Consider the following 21,955-nt stretch of genomic DNA (forward strand, 5'->3'; position numbering starts at 1 on the left):
TTGCTTGGTCTATACCTTGTCTGATCTACACCCTTGACTGGTACAGACCAAAGCGGTTGAGTGTGTCACCACACCCCCCACCACGGCCGCCCCCACGCCGTGACCGACACTGTCGGTGCGTGCGCACAAGGTGCTGATGTCCCCAGCCCTTGTCCGGGTGCGGCCGTGCTCCGCAAAGGAGTTGAACCTGTGAAGAGGCGCCGTATCGCCGCACTTGTCTCCTCACTGGCCCTGGGCAGCGCCGCACTGCTGCTCCAGCCGGCCCCGAGTGCGTCCGCCGCCGGCTTCGTGGTCAGCGAGGCCCAGTTCAACCAGATGTTCCCGAACCGGAATTCGTTCTACACGTACAGCGGCCTGGTCGCCGCCCTCAGCGCATACCCCGGCTTCGCGAACACCGGCAGCGACACCGTGAAAAAACAGGAAGCGGCCGCCTTCCTCGCCAACGTCAACCACGAGACCGGCGGCCTCGTCCACATCGTGGAGCAGAACACCGCCAACTACCCCCACTACTGCGACCGGAGCCAGCCCTACGGCTGCCCCGCGGGTCAGGCCGCCTACTACGGCCGCGGCCCGATCCAGCTCTCGTGGAACTTCAACTACAAGGCCGCCGGTGACGCGCTCGGCATCGACCTGCTCAACAACCCCTGGCGGGTACAGAACGAGTCGGCCGTCGCCTGGAAGACGGGCCTTTGGTACTGGAACACCCAGTCCGGTCCGGGGACGATGACCCCGCACAACGCCATGGTGAACCAGGCCGGCTTCGGCCAGACCATCCGCTCCATCAACGGCTCCCTGGAGTGCGACGGCAAGAACCCGGCCCAGGTGCAGAGCCGCGTCGATGCCTACAACCGGTTCACCTCGATCCTCGGCGTCTCGCCGGGCGGCAACCTCTACTGCTGACGCCCCGCGTGCCCGAGGCGTGTGCGAGACTCCGCCGATGACCTCGGAAACGATCACCGCGGACGCCGCGGGCACCTGGAAACTCGGCGACCTGTCCGTGAGCCGCGTCGGCTTCGGCGCGATGCGGCTCACCGGCAGCGCCGCCTTCCACCACGGGACGCCGAGCGACCGCGAGCGCTCGATCGCCGTACTGCGCAAGGCGATCGACCTCGGCGTCGACCACATCGACACGGCGGCCTTCTACTTCTCCGCCACCCGCTCCGCCAACGAGCTGATCAACACCGCGCTGGCGCCGTACCCCGATCACCTGGTCATCGCCACCAAGGTGGGCCCCTTCCGCGCCTACGACGGGGAGTGGGGCACCTCGGCCCGCCCCGACCAACTGCGCGGCCACGTCGAGGAGAACCTGCGCCAGCTCGGACGCGACCACCTGGACGTCGTCTATCTGCGCCGCATGCGGCAGGACTCCATCGCCGAGCACTTCGGCGCACTGGCCGAACTGCGGGAGGCGGGCCTCGTCCGGCACCTCGGCATCTCCGCCGTGGAACCGCGGCACCTCGCCGAGGCGCAGGCCATCGCGCCCGTGGTGAGCGTGCAGAACCGATACGCGCTCGACCGGCCCGACTCCGAGGCCGACGAACTGCTGCGCCTGTGCCGCGAGCAGGGCATCGCGTTCGTACCGTTCTACGCGGTGGCCGGAGACGCGGGGGAGCGGGGCGCGACCGCCGCCCACGACGAAGAGGTGCGCGCCGTGGCACGGGCGCACGGCGCGAGCCCCGCCCAGGTACGCATCGCCTGGACCCTGCACCGGGGCCCGCACGTCCTCGCCATCCCCGGCACCGGCAACCCCGGCCACCTGACCGAGAACGTGGCGGCGGGAGCCCTCCGCCTGACCGACGACGAGGCGGCCCGGCTCGACGCGGCGCGGGAACAAGCCGGTTGAGCCGGACCGCCCGGATCACTCAGCCCGTGTACCCGGTGACCGGGTAGTGGTCCGAGAGGTTCGTGTACCTGTAGTCGGTGCCCCAGCTCGACACCGTCCAGGGCGCGCTCTGCTCCTTGACGACCTCGTTCTTCCAGACCGCGGGACGGGCATGGCCCGCGCGGTGCAGGACGTAGTCCAGGTCCTCACGCGGGTCGTCGGGGTAGCGGTCGCGGGCTATGGAGTTGTCCTGCGTGTCGAACGAGTACGGGTGCCCGGTGCGCGCGTCGGCCCCGACCAGCCCGCCGTCGGCGAGCATCGAGGCGTACTCGGAGGTGCGTGAGTCGACGTTCAGGTCCCCGGCGAGCAGCACCTGCTCGTTCGCCGGGATGTTCTTCCCGTCCAGGAACGCGTCGATCGTCCTGAACTGCCGGCTGCGCATTTCGGCCGCCTCGCCCGCGTCGCAGCCCGGATCCGTCGACTGGGCGTGCGTGCCGACGACGTGCACCTTGGTGCCGTTCACGTTCAGCACGACGTACGCGAAGCCCTTGTTGGACCACCAGTCCGCACCGCACGCGTCCTTGTAGACCCACTGCTCCTTGCGCAGGATCGGCCACTTGCTGAGGATCGTGACCCCGCCGTCCTCCGGCGTGGTCGCCGAGTACGCGCCGCCGGTGGCGTCCCAGCCGCTCTTGCTGCGCCCGACCACCGGGGTCTGGTACGGGTAGCGGCCGGCGAGCGAGCTCTTCAGCGCGTCCGAGGAGGAGTTGTCGAACGCCTCCTGGAGAACGACGACGTCGTTGCCCTGGACGAACGGCGCCTTGGCGATCTCCGCGGCCCGGTGGTCCTGGCCCCAGTTGGGGTACAGGGTCTTGCTGAACGGTAAGATGGCTTAACCGTAGTCAAGGGGGCTGGATGAGTCAGGCTGAAGAGCGGCCGTTCGACGGGTGTGGGAAGTGCTTCGTCGGCGTACGCCGACTGTCACGCAAGTCGGATGCGACGTGGTCACCGGCACGTCAGCGGGACAATGTCCTGTCGGCCGTTGCCAGTGTAGGTGGCCACATCATCGGGTGGGCGGATGACTGGGAGGTCTCCGGCGCCACAAATCCGTTGGAGCGTCCGCAGCTTGGCCCGTGGCTCCGGGGCGAGAAGGGCCCGTACTCCGGGATCGCTGGCGCTGCCGTCGACCGGATCGGGCGAAGCCTCGTCGACTGCCTGAACACCGGATACAAGATGCGCGACGAGGGGAAGCTCCTCGTCACCTACGGCCACAGCGGGCCGTGGGACCTCAACGACCCGACGGACGAGAATCAGTTCATCGCGCAGGCGTGGGGCGCTCAGATGGAACTCCGCGCCACGGAGGGCCGCAACCGAGACGAGACCGTCAAGTCGCGCGAGCAGGGGCGCAAGCGCGGGAAGCATTCGTATGGATACCGGTACGTCCGCCTCCATCCGAAGGCGGGAATCGATCACGTCGCCCTGGACCACGGGGAAGACTTCCCCGAGGAGATCCGCGAGCGTGAGAATGCCCTCAAGAACATGCGGGACGTGGTAACGCGGATCCTGAATGACCAGACAGGCAAAATCACGGAGCACAGCGAAGCCGCGCGATTGACCCGTACCGGCGCCTATTCACCCGCAGATCATGAGCGCGTGATGAGCGGCCAAGAGCCGCGCGGAGGGCCGTGGGACGGCGCCGCACTGCGGAAGATGATTCTCTCTGAGGCGGCCCTCGGGTATCTCATGCACGAAGGTAAGCCCGTAGTCGACGACAAGGGAATGCCGAAGAAGGTTGCCCCGGCAATGTGGAACCGCGCAACGCATGAGGCCCTGAAAAAGAAGCTAGCGCGGAAGAAGCCGAGAGGGGAGCGGGCGCCGTCGGGGACTCACCTCCTTTCGTCCCTGGCGATTTGCGGAGTCTGCAAGTACCGCCAGTATCGGACGGGCAGCCCGGTCGCGATGACGTGCACCTCTCGACGGAAAGGTCTCACCGACTGCAAGCCGTCGCCCACGATCTACGTCGCATACCTGGAGGAGGGAGTCACTGGGTGGTTCCTGGAGACCTACGGCGACCACAAATTCATGGAGAAGGTGTTCGATCCCGGGAACGGTGTGGAGGAAGAGCTCGCGGAGAAGGTCGCCGCACGTAACCGGCTCCGTGACGACCGCAACGCGGGGCTCTACGACGACGAGGACGACGCGGAGTGGTATCGGGACCGGTACAGCGCGCTGTCGACTGACATCAAGCGACTCCGGGCAACGCCAGTACGGCCCGCGGGCATGGTCGAGCGGCCCACTGGGGAGACCGTCGCGTCGAAGTGGGCGGACTCCGTGGACGACGGGGAGCGCCGGCAGATGCTCCACGAGTTCGGGGTCACGGTCGAGGTCTTCCCCGAAGGCCACTCGCCCCGCTGGAGGCCGCTCGTCGGCGGCGAGGATCCTGACGCCGACATCGCTGCGTCCGTCGACGCCATGCGGGGCCGCTCCAAGGCGAAGGATCGGGTCCCGGCGGACGCTAAGGTCACGGCTATATAACGGTATCGAGAGCCTCGGGACCACCTCCACGGGGCCCTCGGCGCGTCACGACCGGCCTTGTTGGCGTCGGCCAGCCTCCAACTCATCCACCGGCTCCTGTGGATGACTCCATTGAGTGACGAACTTGGGCTCCTTCGCTACCCTTTGTGCACGTTGAGGTCCAGGCTGACGCCAAAACGCCAAACTAACCCCTGTTTTCAACTCTCTCTAAGACGCGTTAAGAAGAGATGGAAATAGGGGGTTAGTTTGACACTCTGGCCACCGGTCCGACCGCGGGATGACGCGGAGGCCGACGAGCCGCGTCACACGTCCCCCATAACAAATGTGTAGGGGGAGGACGTGGCGAGCGCCGGCGAGTGGCGCGGCGCCCCCGTGTCCCCCTGGCCGACGTCGCTCCTGACGCTCCCCGCTCTCTCCTCCGGGTCGCAGCGCGGTTGCAGCGACGTCGGCCCTTGACGTCACATGATCCGCCCGTTCCCCCATAACTACGGTACGAGGGCACACGGTGCCCACCGACCGGAGCGAGGGAGCATGGAGACACCAGACGAGCTAGGCCCGACGTGCAGGGACCCGGAGTGCCGGGAGGCGCCGGAAGTCGCCGGCTGGTGTCCGGGACATGCGATTGCGCGGTACAAGCGCGAGACACGAGCGGGCAAGAGCGACGACGAGTGACTTCCCACCGGGCGAACCCGGTGCACGAGGATGTCAGCACGGGGTATCCCGGACCGCTGACGTCCGTGGATGGAGTGGCGAGCGTCTGCCCGTTCGATTCGGGCGTCCGTCTGGCGACGGTGTGGGGTTCGATTCCCCTTGACCATGGTGGCGAAAAGGTAGGGCCGCGTGCCCGATGATCCGCGCAGGTCGGTTCGACTCCGGCCCCATTCACGACGCACGCCAGGACTCCGGCCGGAGTGACCAGCGTGCTTAACCCGGGACGTCGAGACGTGCTAGCCACACGCCGGCGCCTCATGGTCCTCTCGCGAACCAAAGGCGGAGCATCTAGTGGTGAGGCGGCCCGTCAGAGTCATTGTCAGGGGGGTGTTGCTGTGCCTTGGCGTGGTGTGGTGGAGTGAACTGCGCGTTGTGTTTCGCGGCAGCCCTCTTGGCGCCCGTTTTGCTAACAAACTCGCCACTGATGACGGTGTTATCTTCCTCGCAAAACGCTTCAAATGTGCGCCGCGGAAGGGTTCCTGCTGAGTGTTGCTGCTCGCTAGGTTTCGTCATCGAGGATCAGCCCTTGCCGATATGTATGGTCGAGATGCACTGAAGTAGTCCCATCCCCATCGCCCCTTGTTTTAGCTACAGTGTGCGACAGTCGGGGTTGACTCGCCACTGGGCGGGACGGTGAGGGTGCGACTGACCTGTGAAAACGGTCACTGGCTCAACCCCCGGGACAAGGGAGCGAGCCTGTTACTCCTCCAAAGCATCTGCGGTGCTCAACGGAACCCGACTCGGCGACAGAGCTGCGTAGACGCTCCTGCTGACTCTCGAAGACCGTTCCCAAGGCTTCAGTTGGGAACCTGATGGGGACAGCAGGACAAAGAAGGCCCGCGAAGGATCGTGAAAGATCACTCCCCTGCCTTCCCTCATCAGGCTTCTGACCTGCAAAAAAACTTACGATCATGCTCGTAAAGCGGAAGTCGCGCGTTCGAGTCGCGCCGGGGGCTCAGAAACCAGGTGTGCGCGGCCCTTCAGAAGAAGAGCCGCGCACTGTGACGGGTCAGTCCCGCACCGCGAGGATGATCGCGAGCACGATGACCAGGGCAAAAGCAACAGCTTCCACCGTCCAACCTCCTGCCCGGGTTGACGGGTCCCGGACGTAGTCTGGGCCGCTCCGCTATGGGCTGGAGGTCGCGTCAAGAGCAGTATTCACCAACTGGCGCTGCTTTACGCGCCGTTCGGGACGTAGTTCAGAGGTCAGAGCACCCGCTTTGGGAGCGGGGAGTCGGGGGTTCGAATCCTCCCGTCCCGACTCATCCGGCGACCGGAGCGTCCGGTCACAGGGCTCCGCCGGAGGCAGGAACGAACGGCGAGCCTGCCGGACTTCACCACCATCCGGAGGCCACATGCCACGCGCAGCAATCTCAGTGACTCAGGCGGACCGCGCCGGCGTCACGCTCACCCCGACGACTGGCGACCCGGTGAACAACCACTACGTCGACAACGACGGGCGGACGGGCATCATCGTGAAGAACACGGGCAGCACCGTTGCCCGCACGGTGACGTTCCGTCTGACGCGCACTGTCGACGGCTTCAACGTCACGCCGCGGACTGAGTCCCTGGCCGCAGGCGAAGAGCAGCTCTTCGGCCCGTTCGCTGCGAGCGAGTACGGCAGTCGACTCCTCGTCGACGTCGACAACACGGAGTTGAAGCTCACGCCGATCAGGATCTGAACGGGTGGGGACGGTGCAGCTCCCGCCGTTCCCGCCATGTCAGCGTGCCCACAGCCACGTGACGAAACCTGTCAACGCACTAGCCATGGTGGCCAGAAACCGGACGGGAAGACGGTCGGCAGTGACGCGGAAACTTCCAATGCGTACTTCGAGGTAGGGCGCTCCCTCGTCTGCGATCTCTGCTGGCGTACGCGGCATGCCCCGCCTCCTGCGGTGATGTTGACGGTGGGTACCTATTGGGGCGATGCGTGCGGCTGGCCAGGCGACGCGAAGTGCCGAAAGTATGGCACGAACAGGCCCCTGACCAGCAAGGGAACAACATGATTGATCTGAGCTTTTCGCGAGGCTCGGTGCGGAGCGGGATCCTGGAAGCGGCAGTTGTCAGGCGAGTTGTCAGGCGAGTCAGGACGCACTCTAGTGACGTTGGACTGCGCTTTAAGCGAGACCGGCTTGTCCGACATGCGGCGTACGGCCGACAGGTCGAGGCGGTGCGTAACGCGCGGGCGTCCGGTGCGTAGTAACGACGAACGTCAGCCCCGCCCCGGAGGACGACTCCCGGGAGCGGGGCAGAGCTACGTTCAGGACTTCGGGAGCTCGACGACGAACGCGGGCTCCCCGCTGGGGTCTTCCGCGGAGTAGTAGCCGACCGTCCCGCCCTTGCGCCCGACGTCGAGGATGAGCTTCCCAGTCACGGACTGACCGGGCTTGTAGGTCGTGTCGACGTTCTGACCCTCACCGACGCCTTCGAGCGTCGTCGCATCCTGTGCGGCCGTCTGCTCGTCCTCCCACTGCATCGAGCCGTACGTCATGATCTCGGCCGGAGACTTGCCCACGTTCTTCAGCGTGAGCGTCAGCTCGACGTACTGACCGTTCTCCGGCTCGTTCGACGTGTCGACCTCTGCCAGCGTCACGTATTTCGCGCTGACGACGGTGACGGACATCTGAGTCGTCACCTTGTAGTTCTCGCCGTACTCGTCGGTTTCCCCGAGCCCGAACTTTGCCGTCTCGCCGACGCCCACCGTGGGCGCAGGGCGGACGAGGACGCGACTTCCGTCGGCTCCTCCGTCACCTCGTCGACGACGGCTTCCTTCACGTCGGCCGACTTCTTCGGAGCGGCCTCATCGGAGCCCCCTGACGAACACCCCGCCAACAGAACGGGCGGACACAAGAACTGCCGGCACGCAGGCACGGCGAATGTAGGCGCGCATAGCGCATCCCCCCATGACTCAGTGGCCTCCCCTGGCCACATGGAGCAGCAAGCGTAAGGCACATGTGCCGTACACGGAGGCGTAATGGCGTGGCAAGGAAGTACACGCAGAGCCCGCCTTCCGAGGGATTGGACGCGCACCCGACGTCGCATCCTGCGACGTGACAACCACAGTTGTCAGGCCCGGTTCTCCGATGGCCGCCTGTGTGGAGCACCCGCTAATCAGGTGGACCACATAGTGCCCGGTGACAACCACAGTGACGCCAACCTCCAAGCCCTGTGCGAGTGGTGCCACACGCACAAGAGCAGCAGTGAGGGTGGCAGAGCAGCAGCACGCACACGCGTGCGTACAGGGAGACCAAAGCAGGCGCACCCAGCACTGGAGGACTAGCCCATGAGCGGTGCCCATGTGGTGCTGGAGGAGGCAGACGACACAGGCGCTGATGGCGTCGTGGTAACGCGCGTGAGCGTGAACGGAGTTGACATCGGTCGTCTCGCAAAGGCGCCGAAGATCAGCGTCGGTCACGACGGAACGACGTGCACGACGATCACGCTGACCTTGATCCCGAGTCGCCTGGAGATCCGCGGTGAGCTCGCGGACGGTGATCGTCGAGAGCCTCGCGCCGGCTTCGCAGCGAAGATCGACTAGCGAGCGACGGCCCGTGACCAGGGGGTGACCCCCTCCGGGAGGGTCTCCGAACCGTAAAGGTGCTGGGCCCCTCCGTCTGTACGGGTCTGGGGATCCAAAACGTAACGGCTAGGCCCCCTGGCCGGTAGGCCGGGCAGACGGCCGCACAGGGCTTCCTGGGGGCATCTGAGCGCCGACCTAGGCCGTAAGCGTTACTCGCCGCCTGTCCTGACGGATTCGAACTTCGCAGGTCAGAGGCTTGTAAGTGTTACACGCCGCACCTACAATGGAGTCATGATGAGGACCGAGCGACTGTGCGCGAACTGCGGAGGCGACATGCCTCTTGCTGCTCGTGCCGACGCCCGGACGTGCTCCACCCGGTGTCGCGTCGCCGCGCACCGCGCAACGAAGAAGCGTGTCATCCCGATGGAGCTGACGACCCGCGACAGGTGGGTCCGTCGAGCCGGCGACAAGCGTCCGCTGACGACGACCGGCAGGGCCGCGTCAAGCACTGACGCACGCACGTGGAGCACCTACAGGAACGCCGCGGAGTCCGTGGCGGGCGTTGGACTTGGCTTCGTCCTCTCCGACGTCGACGACGTGGTCTGTATCGACCTGGACCACTGCTTGAACCCACTCACCGGGCGACTCGCCCCGTGGGCCGCAGCCATCATCCGCGACGCGGGCGCCACCTACGTAGAGGTGTCCCCGTCCGGCGATGGCTTGCACATCTGGGGCCGTGCGGATGTCCGGCAGGGACGCCGCATCCGACGCCCCGACGGAACGGCCGTGGAGATCTACGGGACCGGCCGGTACATCGCAATGACGGGGCGCCGCCACGGCTCTTCCCCGTCACTGCTCGGCGACCTGTCCGGGCTCGTCGACTGCCTTCTTCGGTGACCGCGGGGTTGCGGTACGGAATTTGTGGAGCTCGTCGCGTACTTCGCGGACTGCCCTAAGTGCTGTGATGGTCTTCTTCGAGATGGACGGCACCTTGTCCAGTGCTCGACCAATCAGGGCGCCGGCGAGCGTGAGCGATACGAGTGCTGCCGCACCCCACTGAACCGCGTCCATGGGACCTGCCTTCGACGATCAGGGTCGGAGAGGCTCCGTGCCTGGCCTGCTGACTGCATACGTACGGGAGTAGAGGGCGCCACGTTGAACCACCCTCAATTTCGGGGTGGTTGACGCGTCAGATGCGAGCAAAGCCCCAGGTCACGAGGTGCACGTCCCGTGCTGGTTCTGCACATGCATAACGGTACAACTCGCACCCATTGGTCGGGAGTTGCACCAAAGTTGTTTGTAAGCAGGAACCAACTTTTCGTGGTTGGCAGCCAACTACATTCGAGATTGGAGGGGGGTACTCATGGCCGGACGTGGCCCCGCCCCGAAGGACCCAACGAAGCGCCGTCGGCGCAACGCCACCGATCCCGAGACGGTCATCGTCAACGACGGCGAACTCCGTGGTCCGGAGCTCCCGGAGGGCGTTCTCCCGGGCGACGAGGAGTGGCACGAGATGACCGTTCGGTGGTGGCACACCTGGCGCATCTCGCCGATGGCTGCGACGTTCCTTGAGACCGACTGGGCGTTCCTCCTGGACGCAGCCCTGATGCATCACACGGCGTGGACGAAGGGAAAGTGGGAGTTCCTCTCCGAAGTGCGCATGCGCTCCGCGAAGTTCGGCGCCACGCCCGAAGACAGGGCCAGGCTGAAGCTGAAGGTCGACGACCCGACGGCTCCCGCGCGCCCCTCGACGACGCAGCGCCCCGACAACGTCTCTGACATCAACTCGCGGCGTGCCCGCCTGACTGGTTAGGAGACCGGATGCCGCGTGCTGTTGTGCGCGCCCCCGGTCATGACCGCAACCGCTCCCTAGGGTGGCTCGCGGTCGCATGGATGGAACACTTTGTCGTCCACGGTCCCGGTGACGTCCAGGGCGAGCCCGTACGCCACGGCGACGAATACACGGGCTTTGTGGTCGACTGCTACGCCGTCGACGATGACGCCGGCCGACTCCTCTACGACTCCGCGTTCTTCTCCCGCCCGAAGGGTTGTGACAAGAGCGGACTCGGTGCCCGTATCGGCCTCTTCGAAGCCTTCGGTCCCGCGCGCTTCGCCGGCTGGGCGGAGGGCGGAGACGCGCGACGCTCTGGACGCCCGACAAGATCTACGACTTCATGACGAGGTCGCAGGCACCCGTGTTCTCCGGCAACGCAGCGTCGCTCCGCGGCTGGGACGCCTTCGCCCTCCCGAGCTCCACTGACGGCGAGCGCACGAACGACCTGAAGGCCGTTCCGCTTATCCCCTTCATCAACCGCCGCAACCGCCGGTTGAGCGGCTTCGCGGAGCACGAAGACGTGCTGACGATCCAAAACCGGATCACTCTGAGCCTGATCAACCTGCTCGCCGCTATGAAGTACGGCGCCTTCAGACAGCGTTGGGCCGCAGGCTTGGAGGTGGGTGAAGACCCGCTGACCGGCAAGCCGATTCAGCCCTTCCAACTCGACATCCGGCGTCTCTGGACGACGGACGACCCGGAGGTCAAGTTCGGCGAGTTCGCCGCGACTGACCTCAAGCCGTACGTCGCGGCCGTACAGGCTGCCGTGCAGGATCTCGCGGCTATCAGCCGCACGCCTCCGCACTACCTGATCGGCGCCGTCGTGAACGTCTCCGGCGACGCCCTCAAGGCTGCGGAGACGGGTCTCGTGTCGAAGGCCAGAGACCGTCAGAGAAACTTCGGCGAGTCGTGGGAAGCGGTCATGAGGCTCGCTTTCCGCATTCTGGGCGACGAGCAGCGTGCGACGGCCTACACCGCGGAGACGATCTGGCGTGACCCGGAGTCGCGTTCCGTAGCGGAGCTCGCTGATGCTGCCGTGAAGAAGTCGACGGCCGGCGTCCCGTGGCGTCAGCGCATGGAGGATATGCAGTACACGCCGACGCAGATTGCGCGCATGGAGATCGATCGCGCTGCGGATGCGATCAACGCGCAGGCTGCCGTGGACGCTGCCGCTCCTCAGCCCACGTCCCTCGACGACGCCCGTGCCGCTCGCGACCAGCGCACCGTGATCACGAGGGATGACGATGGCGCAGACGCTAACGCGGTTTGACCGTCAGTACGGTGCGGCCGTCCGAAGCGTCTGGGCTACCGTGCTCGGGCGTCTCGGCCGCTCATGGACCGACCTCCGGTCCTGGCACGATGCCGACGTCGAGCCATTCCAGCGCACGACGCTCCCGATCTTCCTGGCCGGCGAGCGGCAGATAGCGACGCTCACGGCGTCCTACCTGGAGCAGCTCTACCGCGACACGGGCTCGCGCCCACGACGCGTGAAGCTGAACCTCGACGCCGTGACGGGCAAGTCCCTGCGCGGCGTAGCTCCCGTGGACGTCTACGAGCGACCGTTCAAGGAAGTCTGGACGGCACTCTCCGACGGCGCTTCCCTGGACGCTGCCGTCGCCCGCGGAGCCCACCGCCTGGAGACGATCGCGAAGACCGACCTCCAGCTAGCCCGTACGCACACCGTGCGGGAGGTGGCCGCGGATCTCCCGCGCTTCGAGTACACGGTCCGAGGGCTGCAAGGCGAGTACGACTGTGCGCTCTGCATGATCGCTTCGACGCAGCGGTACCACAAGCGCGACCTTGCTCCGATCCATCCGGGCTGTGACTGCCTCGTTACTGCCCCCGGACGCCTGTCCGGGTGGACGGGCGATCACGTCTATCCACCCCTACGGAGATCGCTGAGAGCCCGATAGATAGAGCCCCCGCCGGTTGCTCGTCCGGCGGGGGCTTTTCGCGTTCTGCCGCCCGGATGAGGAGTTTGGCGTCTCGGTCGACTAGATCTAGCCATGTCCGCGCACAGGGTTCTACGCGCCCTTGACGCTAGAGACTGTGGGCGTGATGGCCATAGAACATTGCGCAATCCGCGTGCCGACGGAGGACACCATGGCTCTACGATCATTCGGCAAGGACCCCGAGACGAACGGCGACCACTGCCCCACCGTGTGGCTCGACGACGAGATGCAAGAGTTCGTGTTCCAGGGATGGAAGGCGGGCGAGGCTCTCCAGGCAGAATGCCTTGCGACGGGACCTATCCCCGACAGTGAGGCAGTCGTCCGGCTGCCCGTACGTATGGCGCAGCAGATCAGGGAGGCGCTCGATGCCACAGACGGTTCCGCCGTTCGCTGAGTTGCTCGCCGGGTGCTCGCGCTCCGCCGTCCACCTGGAGACGCGCGACGTCTACGGCGTTGTGGAGGAAGATGCGGACTTCGCCGCCTGGCGCAAGGGGCACCGGTACGACCTCGACGACCGCTCGTCGTGGTGGAACGGCTTCCATGACGTTGTAGCGGACGCTGTCAGCCGCGGAGTCGTCATGCGCCGTGCTCGCGTCGTCTCGGAGCCGGCGAGCGCGTACATCCGGTACGAGCACTCATGCACGCCGCAGAACATCGCGGCCGGCGAAGCCGTGCGGTGGCTCCCGCGCCGTCTGGCGTCGGACCTCCTGCTCCCGGGCAACGATCTGTGGATCTTCGACGACCGGCTGATCCGATTCAGCCTGTTCGCGGGTGACGGACGGTTCGTCGAAGACTTCATGGAGGACGCAGAGGACGTCGTGAAGCGTCACGCGGAGGCGTTCGAAGCGGTCTGGGAGCGAGCCATCCCGCACGACGACTACCAGATCTGAGCGACGCCAACTGATGCAGTCTCCCTACCCGTCGACGGCACTCGACGCCGCCCGCCGTGCGATTGCGGAGCAACTCCGCGAGATCCGACGCGACGCTGGCCTGTCGGGTAGGGAGGTTGCGTCACGCGCGGGATGGCAGCCGTCGAAGGTGTCCCGCCTCCAGAGCGCCACGACACCACCATCAGACGAGGACATCCGCGCGTGGTGCCTGGCGTGCGAGGCACAGGATCGAATCCCGGATCTCCTCGCCGCGAACCGTACGGCTGACTCCATGTACCTGGAGTGGCGCCGGGTCCAACGCACCGGGCTCCGACGACTCCAGGAGTCGCGCATCCCGCTGTACGAGCGAACGCGTCAGTTCCGCGTCTACAGCTCGACCGTAATCCCGGGGTTCCTCCAGACCTACGAGTACGCCGCCGCTCTCCTGGGGATCATTGCGCGCGTCCACGGGACGCCGGACGACGTCGCCGACGCTGCTTCAGCGCGCGTCGAGCGCTCCCACATCATCCGTGAGGGCGACCACCGGTTCGCGATCCTCCTGGAGGAGTCCGTCCTACGTCACGTCGTCGGCGACTCCGCCACGATGGCGGGGCAACTGGGCTATCTGCTCTCCGTCATGGCGCTGCCGGCCGTGTCCGTCGGCGTCGTTCCTGCGGGACAGCCGCGGGACATGTGGACGTTGGAGACGTTCACCGTCTTCGACGAGGAGCGCGTCCACGTGGAGTTGCTGACGGCAGCAGTCACCGTGACGGCGCCCGGTGAGATCGCTCAGTACGCCCACGCCTTCGACGAGATGGCAGCTCTTGCGGTGTACGGAGCGCCGGCGAGGTCACTCATTTCCGCAGCAATCAACTCGCTCGACTGAAGCCGCATAGAATTCCGTAGAACGTCGTGGAACCTCCTCTCTGCCATTCGTCACACTGGCATTGCCAGGTGATCGCAGTAGGGGATTAGGAGGCGCCGTGCCGCTCCCGGATTCAAGAAAACCGCCGGCCGTAGGAACGGCCATGGTGGATACCGCGCGCAGCCTGCTTGGAGAGTTCCGGGGCGTCACGGGGACCCGCTACTTCCTTCGGCCGCTCAATGGCGGCCGAGAGTGGGACGTCGACGAGAAATGGACGCGCGAGGCGACCGACGCTGATCTCAGTAGCGAGTGGCTAACTAGGCGACGGATGCAGTGGATGTCTGCCCTTGCGGGGCGGGGCGAATGAGCGCCTTGCACCCCCCGCTGACGATGGTGTTGAAGAGTACGGGGTTGCCTGTTCAGCAGTTCGTTGAGTGCACCAGATGCCTTGAGGTCAGTCACGACGAGAGCTGCGTTCAGGAGTGGACCGAGAACCACGCCAAGGAACGTCAGGGCCACACCCTTTTCCGCACTGTCAGTCAGGCGACTTGGTTCCTAGTGCCACGACAGAACACCCCCTAGACCCGCGGACTGGCGCCCCGTGCGCCGGCTCACGGTGGGCGCGGCAGGGGTTGGTGAGTCGAGTGAGGCCGGCGGTGGCGAGCGAGAGCGCGAGCACGACCGAGCCCTGTGCACGGCGATGTGCGAAGAGCGTCACTGGATCTCCCTGTGATCGAAGGGGGTTGAGTGGCGCCGCACATCAAACCATCAGGGATTACCCTTGGGTAACACTCGTGCAGGCATTGGATGTCGCGGGGACGTACGGACGGAACTTGTTCAGACAAGCCAGGTTCCGTTTCGCATCAGATGCCGCTGCGGCAGCTCGCGCACCTCGTGCCAAGCCTGCACCGCGTGCGGGCGGACCCGGTAGTAGGCGTACGTGGCGGACTCGCCGCGCGGATCCCAGCCGGTCTTCGCGTGGAACGCCGCGGCCGCCGCGGCCGGCACCTCGTCGCGGGCGTGGACCTCGACCTCGCCGTCGATGAGGACGACGTCACGCGTGTCCCCGAAGGCCAGCCTGGTGCGGCGGCCGGCGGCGAGGTTGCGGCCCGTGGGGTTGCCCGGGCGGATGGCCAGCCAGAGTGCATCGCCGTCCCAGACGAACCACAGCGCGACCAGACAGGGCACCCCGTCGCCGTCCGCCGACGCAACCCAGATGTCCGTCTCCCGCTCCAGCCGGTCCAGAACGTCCTGCCTGCGTCGCTCCGGGCTGCGCGGCTCATCCATGATCGTCATGCCGGGAACGCCAGCCGCCGGCCGCTTCGCGCACCTTGGGCGGCAGGCGTAGGGCTCAGGTTCCGGTGGTGACTGGCGCCGCGTAGGTTTTACGTATAACCTCTCCCGTCAATCGAACCTCCCGGAAGGCCCCGATGAGACGCATCGCCCTGGTCACCCTCGTCGTCGACGACTACGACGAGGCGATCCGCTTCTACACCGAAGCCCTCGGCTTCCGGCTCGTCGAGGACGCCCCGCGCCCGGACGGCTCCCGCTGGGTCGTCGTCCAGCCCGGCGACCAGGGCACCGCGCTGGTGCTGGCCCGGGCCAAGGGGGACGAGCAGAGTGCCCGGGTCGGCGACCAGACCGGCGGGCGGGTCGGGTTCTTCCTGCACACCGACGACTTCGCCCGTGACCACGCCCGCATGCTCGCCGCCGGCGTGACCTTCCTGGAGGAGCCCCGCCACGAGCCGTACGGCTCGGTCGCCGTCTTCCAGGACCTGTACGGCAACCGCTGGGATCTGCTCCAGCCCGCGGACTGATCCCCTCCCGCTCCTCCCGCAGCTTCGAACCGCCCCGCTCAAAGAAAGACCGCACCATGACCGCTACGCGCGTAGACGCCGACGTGATCCGCCGTCTCCCCAAGGCCGTCCTGCACGACCACCTCGACGGCGGCCTGCGCCCCGCCACCGTGGTGGAGCTCGCGGCCGAGGTCGGGCACACCCTGCCCACCACCGACCCGGACGAGCTCGCCGCCTGGTACTTCGAGGCCGCGAACTCCGGCGACCTGGTCCGCTACATCGCCACCTTCGAGCACACCCTCGCCGTGATGCAGACCCGCGAGGGCCTGCTGCGCACCGCCGAGGAGTACGTCCTCGACCTGGCCGCCGACGGTGTCGTGTACGGCGAGGTCCGCTACGCGCCCGAGCTGAACACCAACGGCGGGCTGACCCTCGCCGAGGTCGTCGAGACCGTCCAGGAGGGCCTCGCCGCCGGTATGGCGAAGGCCGCTGCCGCGGGGACCCCGGTGCGCGTCGGCACCCTGCTGTGCGGGATGCGGATGTTCGACCGGGTGCGCGAGGCGGCCGACGCGGCCGTGGCCTTCCGGGACGCCGGTGTCGTCGGCTTCGACATCGCCGGTGCCGAGGCCGGCTTCCCCGCCGCCGACCACCGGGACGCCTTCGAGTACCTGCGCCGTGAGAACGTGCCGTTCACCATCCACGCCGGTGAGGCCGACGGCCTGTCCAGCATCCACCAGGCCCTGCAGATCTGCGGCGCCCAGCGCATCGGCCACGGCGTCCGCATCACCGACGACATCGTCGACGGCAAGCTCGGCCGCCTCGCGGGCTGGGTGCGCGACCGCCGTATCGCCCTGGAGATGTGTCCGACGTCCAACCTCCAGACCGGCGCCGCCACCTCCATAGCCGGGCACCCGATCACCGCGCTGAAGGACCTGGGCTTCAGGGTCACCCTCAACACCGACAACCGTCTGGTGTCGGGGACGACGATGACCCGGGAGATGTCGCTGCTGGTCGAGGAGGCCGGCTGGACGGTGGAGGACCTGCGCACGGTCACCCTGAACGCCCTGAAGAGCGCGTTCATCCCGTTCGATGAGCGCAAGGCCCTCATCGACGACGTGGTCCTGCCGGGGTACGCGGCCGCGCTCTGAGCCGGCCCGGGGGCTACGCGTTCAGCAGCAGCCCCCGCACATAGGCGGCCTGTCCGACGTGCTGGAGATCGTCGGACAGGACGCTGACCAGCCGTACGCCCAGGGTGACCGGCGGATCCCAGCGTTCGTCGACGACCCGTTCCAGATCCCTGGCGGCCACCTCGCGCAGTTGTCCGAGGGTCTGGGCGTGCACAGCGTCGTAGTAGCCGGTCAGCAGGTCACCGGTCTCGACGCGCACCTTGGCGACCTTCGCCGGGGTGTGGCCGTATCCGGTGTCGTGGCGCGGCAGGTCGAGGCCGAAGGTCTTCTGGTAGTCCTGCGTCAGCCACACCTGGTCGAGGTCGAAGGCGTCGGCGATGTGATCGTCCTGGACCCGGGTGAGATGCCAGATCAGCCAGGCGACGGAGTTGGCGTCGGGGGAGGGGCGGGCGCTGAGCTCGTCCGGGCCGAGGCCCTCGACGGCGGCGTGGACTTCTTCCTGGATGCGGTTGTACCCGTCGATGAGGATGTCCTTCGCATGCATGGCTCCACCATCGCGCACCCGTCCGTCAGGCGCCTTCCGTTTCCAGCAGCGCCATCAGCGCCCGGGCCGCCGGGCTGGTGGCCTGCGCGGGCGGCAGCAGGGCGACCGTCTCGTAGACGGTCTCGCCCGCGTCCTTCACCGGCAGGGCGGTCAGGGACGGCCGCTTGTGCCGGAAGTGGCGCGGCACGACGGCGACGCCGAGGTCCTCGTCCACCAGGTCCAGAAGGCTGTGCACGTCGTTGACCTCCAGGGACACGGTCCGCCGTACGCCCGCGGCGGCGAACACCGCGTCGGTGGCGCGGCGCGGCCCCCAGTCCGGGTGGAAGTCGACGAAGACCTCCCCGCCCAGGTCCTCCGGGGTGACCGCGGCTCCGGCCAGGGCCAGGCGGTGGCTCGGATGGCACAGGACGGTCATCGGCTCACTGGTCAGCGGTACGACCCGCAACTGGTCGGTGTCCTCCTGCGCGGTCCGCACGGCGAAGGCCAGATCGAGGCGGCCGGCCGCGACCTCCTCCGCCAGCGCCCCCGAGCCCGCCTGCCGCAGACAGATCTCCACGTCCGGATGCTCTCGCCGGAAGGCCGCGAGCAGCCCGGCCACATGCACCCCGGCGATGCACTGCTCGGAACCGAGCGCCAGCATCCCGCGCAGGACGCCCTGCACCGCGGCGACCGCCTCGTGGGCGGACCGCACCTGCGCCAGGATCCGCTCGGCCTCGCACAGCAGGGCACGGCCGGCCGGGGTGAGCGTCACGCGGCGGGTCGTGCGTACGAACAGGGGGGTCTGCAACTCCCGCTCGAGTGCCCGGATCGAGGCCGACAGGCCCGACTGGGAGACCATCAGGCGCTCGGCCGCCCGGGTGAAGTGCTGGTCCTCGGCGACCGCCACGAAATGCTGGAGATGGCGCAGTTCCATGATTGAGCAGCGTAGCCGCTCAATCCCATCTGATTTACCTGTTGGACCACTGCCCGCAGGTCGCGACAGCATGGACGGCGACTGGAATACCGGCTCTTCGGAGCCGTCCTTCGTGTGCCAACCCCTCTGGAGTCGCGTTGTACACCGCACACACCGACCGCTACGCGGACATGCCCTACCGGCGCACCGGACGCAGCGGCCTGAAGCTTCCCGCGCTGTCCCTCGGACTGTGGCACAACTTCGGTCCGGACCGCCCGGTGGAGACCCAGCGGGCCATCCTGCGCCGCGCCTTCGACCTCGGCGTCACGCACTTCGACCTGGCCAACAACTACGGCCCGCCGCCCGGCGCCGCCGAGTCGGCGTTCGGCGAGGCTCTGCGGACGGACTTCGCGCCGTACCGCGACGAGATGATCATCTCCACCAAGGCCGGCTATCTGATGTGGCCCGGCCCGTACGGCGAGTGGGGCTCGCGCAAGTACGTGCTGTCCTCGCTGGACCAGAGCCTGAAGCGGATGGGCCTGGACTACGTCGACATCTTCTACTCGCACCGCCCGGACCCGGAGACTCCGCTGGAGGAGACGATGGGCGCCCTGCACTCGGCTGTGCAGCAGGGCAAGGCGCTCTACGTCGGCGTCTCCAACTACTCGCCCGAGCAGACCCGCGAGGCCGCTCGCATCCTGGGCGAGCTGGGCACCCCGCTGCTCATCCACCAGCCCGCCTACTCGATGCTGAACCGCCGCCCGGAGGAAGAGGGTCTCCTCGACGCCCTGGACGAACTCCAGGTCGGCTCGATCGTCTTCTCCCCGCTGGCGCAGGGCCAGCTCACCTCCCGCTACCTCGACGGCATCCCGAAGGACTCGCGGGCCGCGAGCGGCAGTCCGTTCCTGAACGCCGACGCGATCACCGACGAGCTGCTCGGCAAGCTGCGCGCGCTCGACGAGATCGCCAAGTCCCGTGGCCAGACGCTGGCCCAGCTCGCCCTGGCCTGGGTGCTGCGCGGCGGCCGGGTGACCTCTGCGCTGGTCGGCGCGAGCAGCGCGCAGCAGATCGAGGACAGCGTCGCCGCGACCCGCAACCTGGACTTCGACGCCGAGGAACTGGCCCGGATCGAGGCGATTCTCAAGCCGTAAGGCGCTCGCTGACCTCCCAGAGGCGGGCCGCCGCCTCTGGGTCCACGGCGTAGGACAGCACGCCCGGCGTCTCCGCCCCGGCGCGCCATTCGGCCTCGTCGGCGTCGGCCACCAGGGGGCTGACGTCGCAGTTCTCGCAGTAGACCCCGCCGAGTGCGGCCAGTTGCGGGCTCGTGGCGCACCAGACGCTGGTGGCGGCCCCCTGCTCCACCGTCTTGAGCTGGCGGGACGGGTCCCGTACGGGCCGCCCGTGCTCGTCGAGGACACCGGCCGCCCGGACGACCTCCGCGGAGACGTGCTTGGCCAGGCCGGTCTCGATGATCGTGCCGGGGTGCAGGGAGAAGGCCCGTACTCCCTCGGCCCGCCCGCGCCGGTCCAGTTCCACGGCGAAGAGCGCGTTGGCCGTCTTGGACTGGCCGTAGGCGACGAAGGGCTCGTAGGGCCGGTGCTCGAAGTGCAGGTCGTCGAAGTCGACGTTGCCGAAGCGGATGCCCCGTGAGGACACGGACACGACCCGCGCCCCGTCGGCCGCGACCAGCGCGGGCCACAGCCGGGCGACCAGGTGGAAGTGCCCCAGATGGTTGGTGGCGAACTGCGCCTCGTACCCGCGCGGGTCCCGGGTCAGCGGGGTCGCCATGATCCCGGCGCTGTTGACCAGGATGTGCAGCGGACGCCCGGAGGCCAGGAACTTCTCCGCGAAGGCGTCGATCGACGCCGGGTCCAGCAGGTCCAGGTACTCGACCTCGGCCCCGGGCACGTCCTGCAGCGCGGCGCGTGCCCGCTCCAGGTCCCGCGCCGGTACGACGACCTCGGCGCCGGCCGAGCGCAGCACCCGGGCCGTCTCCAGGCCGATGCCGGAGTAGCCGCCGGTGACGATCGCGACCTTGCCGGTCAGGTGTACCCCCTTGATCACCTCCTCGGCGGTGGACGCGGCGCCGAAGCCGGAGGGCAGGGGGTGCTGTGCGGTGGTCATGGTGCGTATCTCCTCAACGTGAGCCGACCAGACCACCGTAAGGACGCGGTTCCGTACGATGAATACTTGAGAATCCGCATTACTTGCGTGATAGTTCGAGCATGACCGCAGATCCGCTGTCCGAGGCCCTCGCCGTCGCCGATGCCCGCAGCGTGTTCTCCGGTGGCTTCACCGCCGGCGGCACCTGGGCGATCCGGCTGCGCGGGCGCGACAAGCTGAAGGTCGTAGCCGTGGTGCGGGGCACCTGTCTGCTGGTCCGCGAGGACGGCGGCGAGCCGTTGAAGCTGTCCGAGGGGGACGTGGTGGTCTCCGACGGGCGCCGGCCGTACGTCCTGTGCAGCGAGCTCGGCGTCGAACCGCTGGACTCCGCCGATGTCACCGTGGACACCGTCAGCCGGACGGCGCGGCTCGGTGACGGCACGGACGAGGACGTCGCCTGCGTCTCCGGGCACATCGACCTGAGCCGGGACAGCGGCGAACTGCTGCGCCGGGCGCTGCCGGAGCTGATCCACGTCACGTCCGACGCGGCCGAGGCGTCGGCGCTGCGCTGGCTGATCGGGCAGTTGGCCGAGGAGGTGAAGACACGCCGGGCCGGTGTCGAGTTCGCCTCCGACCATCTGGCCCAGTTGATGTTCGTACAGGTGCTGCGGGTCTGCCTCGTCGAGTCCGAGGGGCTGCCCCCGGGCTGGCTGCGCGCCCTGGCCGACGAACGGCTCGCCCCTGCCCTGCTCCTGATGCACGGCGATCCGAGCCACCCCTGGCAGTTGGAGGAGCTGGCCCGGGCGGCCGCGATGTCCCGGACCACCTTCGCCGTACGGTTCAAGGAGGCGGCCGGGGTGCCGCCCCTGACGTATCTGCTGAACTGGCGCATGAGCCTGGCCGCTCGCGCCCTCAGGCAGGACACGGCCCCGGTCGCGGTGCTCGCCCGTTCCGTCGGCTACACCTCCGAAAGTGCCTTCAGCAACGCCTTCAAGCGGGCCGTCGGCGTCGCGCCCCGGCGCTACCGGGAAGCCGCTAGGAGCTGATCCGCTCCTCCAGGCGGACAGTGACCGTGTCGCCCTCCGCCTTGCCGATGGCTTTGCGGATGTCGGCCTTCACCGGCAGCTTGTGCGTGCCGTCGCCCAGGGCCATGAACGAACTGCGGAAGGGGTGTCCGTCGATCGTGCCGCGGACCTTGACGAGCCCGCGGGTGCCGAAGAAGTCGACGCTGCGCGGCCAGACGAGATAGGTCCAGCCGCCCTCGTTCGGACTCTTGCGCAGGACGGCCGTGAACTCCTCGTCGAGCTTGGCGGTCGTGGTCATGGTGGTTCCTCCGCTCGCGGTGGTCGTGTGGTGAAGACCGCCGCGAGCGCGGAAACTCATCG

Annotated in this window: 24 protein-coding genes, 1 tRNA gene and 1 pseudogene; 19 read left to right on the forward strand and 7 right to left on the reverse strand. The window is 67.6% G+C overall.

Annotated features, from left to right (window positions below; all coding sequences use genetic code 11):
• Positions 1 to 189 precede the first annotated feature (189 nt).
• Positions 190 to 900, forward strand: coding sequence for a chitinase (locus ACZ69Q_RS32405; RefSeq protein WP_471048729.1), 711 nt, complete (start codon positions 190 to 192; stop codon positions 898 to 900).
• A gap of 37 nt (positions 901 to 937) precedes the next feature.
• Entirely contained in the window at positions 938 to 1,843 is a 906-nt protein-coding gene (locus ACZ69Q_RS32410; protein ID WP_471048732.1) for an aldo/keto reductase, read from the forward strand.
• Between the two features lie 19 nt (positions 1,844 to 1,862).
• Here ACZ69Q_RS32410 and sph read toward each other — a convergent pair.
• Positions 1,863 to 2,702: pseudogene (sph, locus tag ACZ69Q_RS32415) on the reverse strand (sphingomyelin phosphodiesterase); the annotation flags it as partial.
• 35 nt (positions 2,703 to 2,737) lie between these two features.
• On the opposite strand from sph, the gene ACZ69Q_RS32420 reads away from it, so the two are divergent.
• The 3 genes from ACZ69Q_RS32420 (at position 2,738) to ACZ69Q_RS32430 (ending at position 6,750) form a co-directional block, all read left to right on the forward strand.
• Complete coding sequence (locus ACZ69Q_RS32420) at positions 2,738 to 4,357, forward strand: recombinase family protein (RefSeq protein ID WP_471048735.1); 1,620 nt, start codon at positions 2,738 to 2,740, stop codon at positions 4,355 to 4,357.
• Between the two features lie 1,899 nt (positions 4,358 to 6,256).
• Positions 6,257 to 6,329: transfer RNA gene (locus tag ACZ69Q_RS32425), tRNA-Pro, on the forward strand.
• A 94-nt stretch (positions 6,330 to 6,423) separates the two neighbouring features.
• Positions 6,424 to 6,750, forward strand: coding sequence for a hypothetical protein (locus tag ACZ69Q_RS32430; protein WP_471048738.1), 327 nt, complete (start codon positions 6,424 to 6,426; stop codon positions 6,748 to 6,750).
• Between the two features lie 578 nt (positions 6,751 to 7,328).
• Here the strand turns inward: ACZ69Q_RS32430 and ACZ69Q_RS32435 are convergent.
• Positions 7,329 to 7,769, reverse strand: coding sequence for a DUF4352 domain-containing protein (locus tag ACZ69Q_RS32435; RefSeq protein ID WP_471048741.1), 441 nt, complete (start codon positions 7,767 to 7,769; stop codon positions 7,329 to 7,331).
• A gap of 273 nt (positions 7,770 to 8,042) precedes the next feature.
• Here ACZ69Q_RS32435 and ACZ69Q_RS32440 point away from each other — a divergent pair, with 273 nt between their 5' ends.
• The 10 genes from ACZ69Q_RS32440 to ACZ69Q_RS32485 all read left to right on the forward strand — a co-directional run bounded on the left by ACZ69Q_RS32440 (position 8,043) and on the right by ACZ69Q_RS32485 (position 14,690).
• Positions 8,043 to 8,348: an HNH endonuclease gene (locus ACZ69Q_RS32440; protein WP_471048743.1), complete on the forward strand. Its 306-nt coding sequence runs from the start codon at positions 8,043 to 8,045 to the stop codon at positions 8,346 to 8,348.
• 3 nt (positions 8,349 to 8,351) lie between these two features.
• Positions 8,352 to 8,606 carry a hypothetical protein gene (locus ACZ69Q_RS32445; protein WP_471048746.1) on the forward strand — a complete coding sequence of 85 codons (255 nt, stop codon included), beginning with the start codon at positions 8,352 to 8,354 and terminating at the stop codon, positions 8,604 to 8,606.
• A 273-nt stretch (positions 8,607 to 8,879) separates the two neighbouring features.
• The gene (locus ACZ69Q_RS32450) at positions 8,880 to 9,485 is read left to right on the forward strand and encodes a bifunctional DNA primase/polymerase (protein ID WP_471048748.1); all 606 of its coding nucleotides are present in this window, start codon (positions 8,880 to 8,882) and stop codon (positions 9,483 to 9,485) included.
• Positions 9,486 to 9,951: 466 nt separating this feature from the next.
• Complete coding sequence (locus ACZ69Q_RS32455; RefSeq protein ID WP_471048750.1) at positions 9,952 to 10,401, forward strand: phage terminase small subunit; 450 nt, start codon at positions 9,952 to 9,954, stop codon at positions 10,399 to 10,401.
• Positions 10,402 to 10,762: 361 nt separating this feature from the next.
• Complete coding sequence (locus ACZ69Q_RS32460; protein ID WP_471048751.1) at positions 10,763 to 11,692, forward strand: phage portal protein; 930 nt, start codon at positions 10,763 to 10,765, stop codon at positions 11,690 to 11,692.
• A gap of 40 nt (positions 11,693 to 11,732) precedes the next feature.
• A complete protein-coding gene (locus ACZ69Q_RS32465) occupies positions 11,733 to 12,335 on the forward strand; it encodes a hypothetical protein (protein WP_471048752.1) in 603 nt (200 codons plus the stop codon).
• Positions 12,336 to 12,525: 190 nt separating this feature from the next.
• A complete protein-coding gene (locus ACZ69Q_RS32470) occupies positions 12,526 to 12,768 on the forward strand; it encodes a hypothetical protein (protein ID WP_471048950.1) in 243 nt (80 codons plus the stop codon).
• Positions 12,740 to 13,264, forward strand: a complete 525-nt coding sequence (locus ACZ69Q_RS32475) for a DUF6879 family protein (protein WP_471048754.1) — start codon at positions 12,740 to 12,742, stop codon at positions 13,262 to 13,264. The genes ACZ69Q_RS32470 and ACZ69Q_RS32475 overlap by 29 nt, the downstream gene beginning before the upstream one ends.
• Positions 13,265 to 13,277: 13 nt before the next feature.
• Positions 13,278 to 14,129 (forward strand): helix-turn-helix domain-containing protein, encoded by an 852-nt coding sequence (locus tag ACZ69Q_RS32480; RefSeq protein WP_471048756.1) that lies wholly within the window; start codon positions 13,278 to 13,280, stop codon positions 14,127 to 14,129.
• A 369-nt stretch (positions 14,130 to 14,498) separates the two neighbouring features.
• The gene (locus tag ACZ69Q_RS32485; protein ID WP_471048953.1) at positions 14,499 to 14,690 is read left to right on the forward strand and encodes a DUF7848 domain-containing protein; all 192 of its coding nucleotides are present in this window, start codon (positions 14,499 to 14,501) and stop codon (positions 14,688 to 14,690) included.
• A 255-nt stretch (positions 14,691 to 14,945) separates the two neighbouring features.
• Here the strand turns inward: ACZ69Q_RS32485 and ACZ69Q_RS32490 are convergent, their stop codons facing one another.
• Positions 14,946 to 15,404 (reverse strand): pyridoxamine 5'-phosphate oxidase family protein, encoded by a 459-nt coding sequence (locus ACZ69Q_RS32490; protein WP_471048760.1) that lies wholly within the window; start codon positions 15,402 to 15,404, stop codon positions 14,946 to 14,948.
• A gap of 134 nt (positions 15,405 to 15,538) precedes the next feature.
• Here ACZ69Q_RS32490 and ACZ69Q_RS32495 point away from each other — a divergent pair, with 134 nt between their 5' ends.
• Both ACZ69Q_RS32495 and ACZ69Q_RS32500 read left to right on the forward strand, forming a co-directional pair.
• The gene (locus ACZ69Q_RS32495) at positions 15,539 to 15,925 is read left to right on the forward strand and encodes a VOC family protein (protein WP_471048763.1); all 387 of its coding nucleotides are present in this window, start codon (positions 15,539 to 15,541) and stop codon (positions 15,923 to 15,925) included.
• Positions 15,926 to 15,981: 56 nt separating this feature from the next.
• On the forward strand, positions 15,982 to 17,052 hold the full coding sequence (locus ACZ69Q_RS32500) for an adenosine deaminase (RefSeq protein WP_471048766.1): 1,071 nt from the start codon (positions 15,982 to 15,984) through the stop codon (positions 17,050 to 17,052).
• Between the two features lie 13 nt (positions 17,053 to 17,065).
• On the opposite strand, the gene ACZ69Q_RS32505 is transcribed toward ACZ69Q_RS32500, so the two are convergent.
• Together ACZ69Q_RS32505 and ACZ69Q_RS32510 are read right to left on the reverse strand one after the other, a co-directional pair.
• Positions 17,066 to 17,575 (reverse strand): mycothiol transferase, encoded by a 510-nt coding sequence (locus tag ACZ69Q_RS32505; protein WP_471048769.1) that lies wholly within the window; start codon positions 17,573 to 17,575, stop codon positions 17,066 to 17,068.
• Between the two features lie 25 nt (positions 17,576 to 17,600).
• Complete coding sequence (locus ACZ69Q_RS32510; RefSeq protein ID WP_471048772.1) at positions 17,601 to 18,488, reverse strand: LysR family transcriptional regulator; 888 nt, start codon at positions 18,486 to 18,488, stop codon at positions 17,601 to 17,603.
• Between the two features lie 137 nt (positions 18,489 to 18,625).
• On the opposite strand from ACZ69Q_RS32510, the gene mgrA reads away from it, so the two are divergent.
• The gene (mgrA, locus tag ACZ69Q_RS32515; protein ID WP_471048774.1) at positions 18,626 to 19,618 is read left to right on the forward strand and encodes an L-glyceraldehyde 3-phosphate reductase; all 993 of its coding nucleotides are present in this window, start codon (positions 18,626 to 18,628) and stop codon (positions 19,616 to 19,618) included.
• On the opposite strand, the gene ACZ69Q_RS32520 is transcribed toward mgrA, so the two are convergent.
• Complete coding sequence (locus tag ACZ69Q_RS32520) at positions 19,608 to 20,591, reverse strand: oxidoreductase (protein WP_471048776.1); 984 nt, start codon at positions 20,589 to 20,591, stop codon at positions 19,608 to 19,610. The genes mgrA and ACZ69Q_RS32520 overlap by 11 nt on opposite strands.
• Positions 20,592 to 20,692: 101 nt before the next feature.
• On the opposite strand from ACZ69Q_RS32520, the gene ACZ69Q_RS32525 reads away from it, so the two are divergent.
• The gene (locus ACZ69Q_RS32525) at positions 20,693 to 21,616 is read left to right on the forward strand and encodes an AraC family transcriptional regulator (RefSeq protein ID WP_471048778.1); all 924 of its coding nucleotides are present in this window, start codon (positions 20,693 to 20,695) and stop codon (positions 21,614 to 21,616) included.
• On the opposite strand, the gene ACZ69Q_RS32530 is transcribed toward ACZ69Q_RS32525, so the two are convergent.
• A complete protein-coding gene (locus tag ACZ69Q_RS32530) occupies positions 21,606 to 21,893 on the reverse strand; it encodes a DUF1905 domain-containing protein (protein WP_147994653.1) in 288 nt (95 codons plus the stop codon). The genes ACZ69Q_RS32525 and ACZ69Q_RS32530 overlap by 11 nt on opposite strands.
• Positions 21,894 to 21,955 lie beyond the last annotated feature (62 nt).

It is taken from the genome of Streptomyces sp. NPDC036764, from assembly GCF_055609385.1.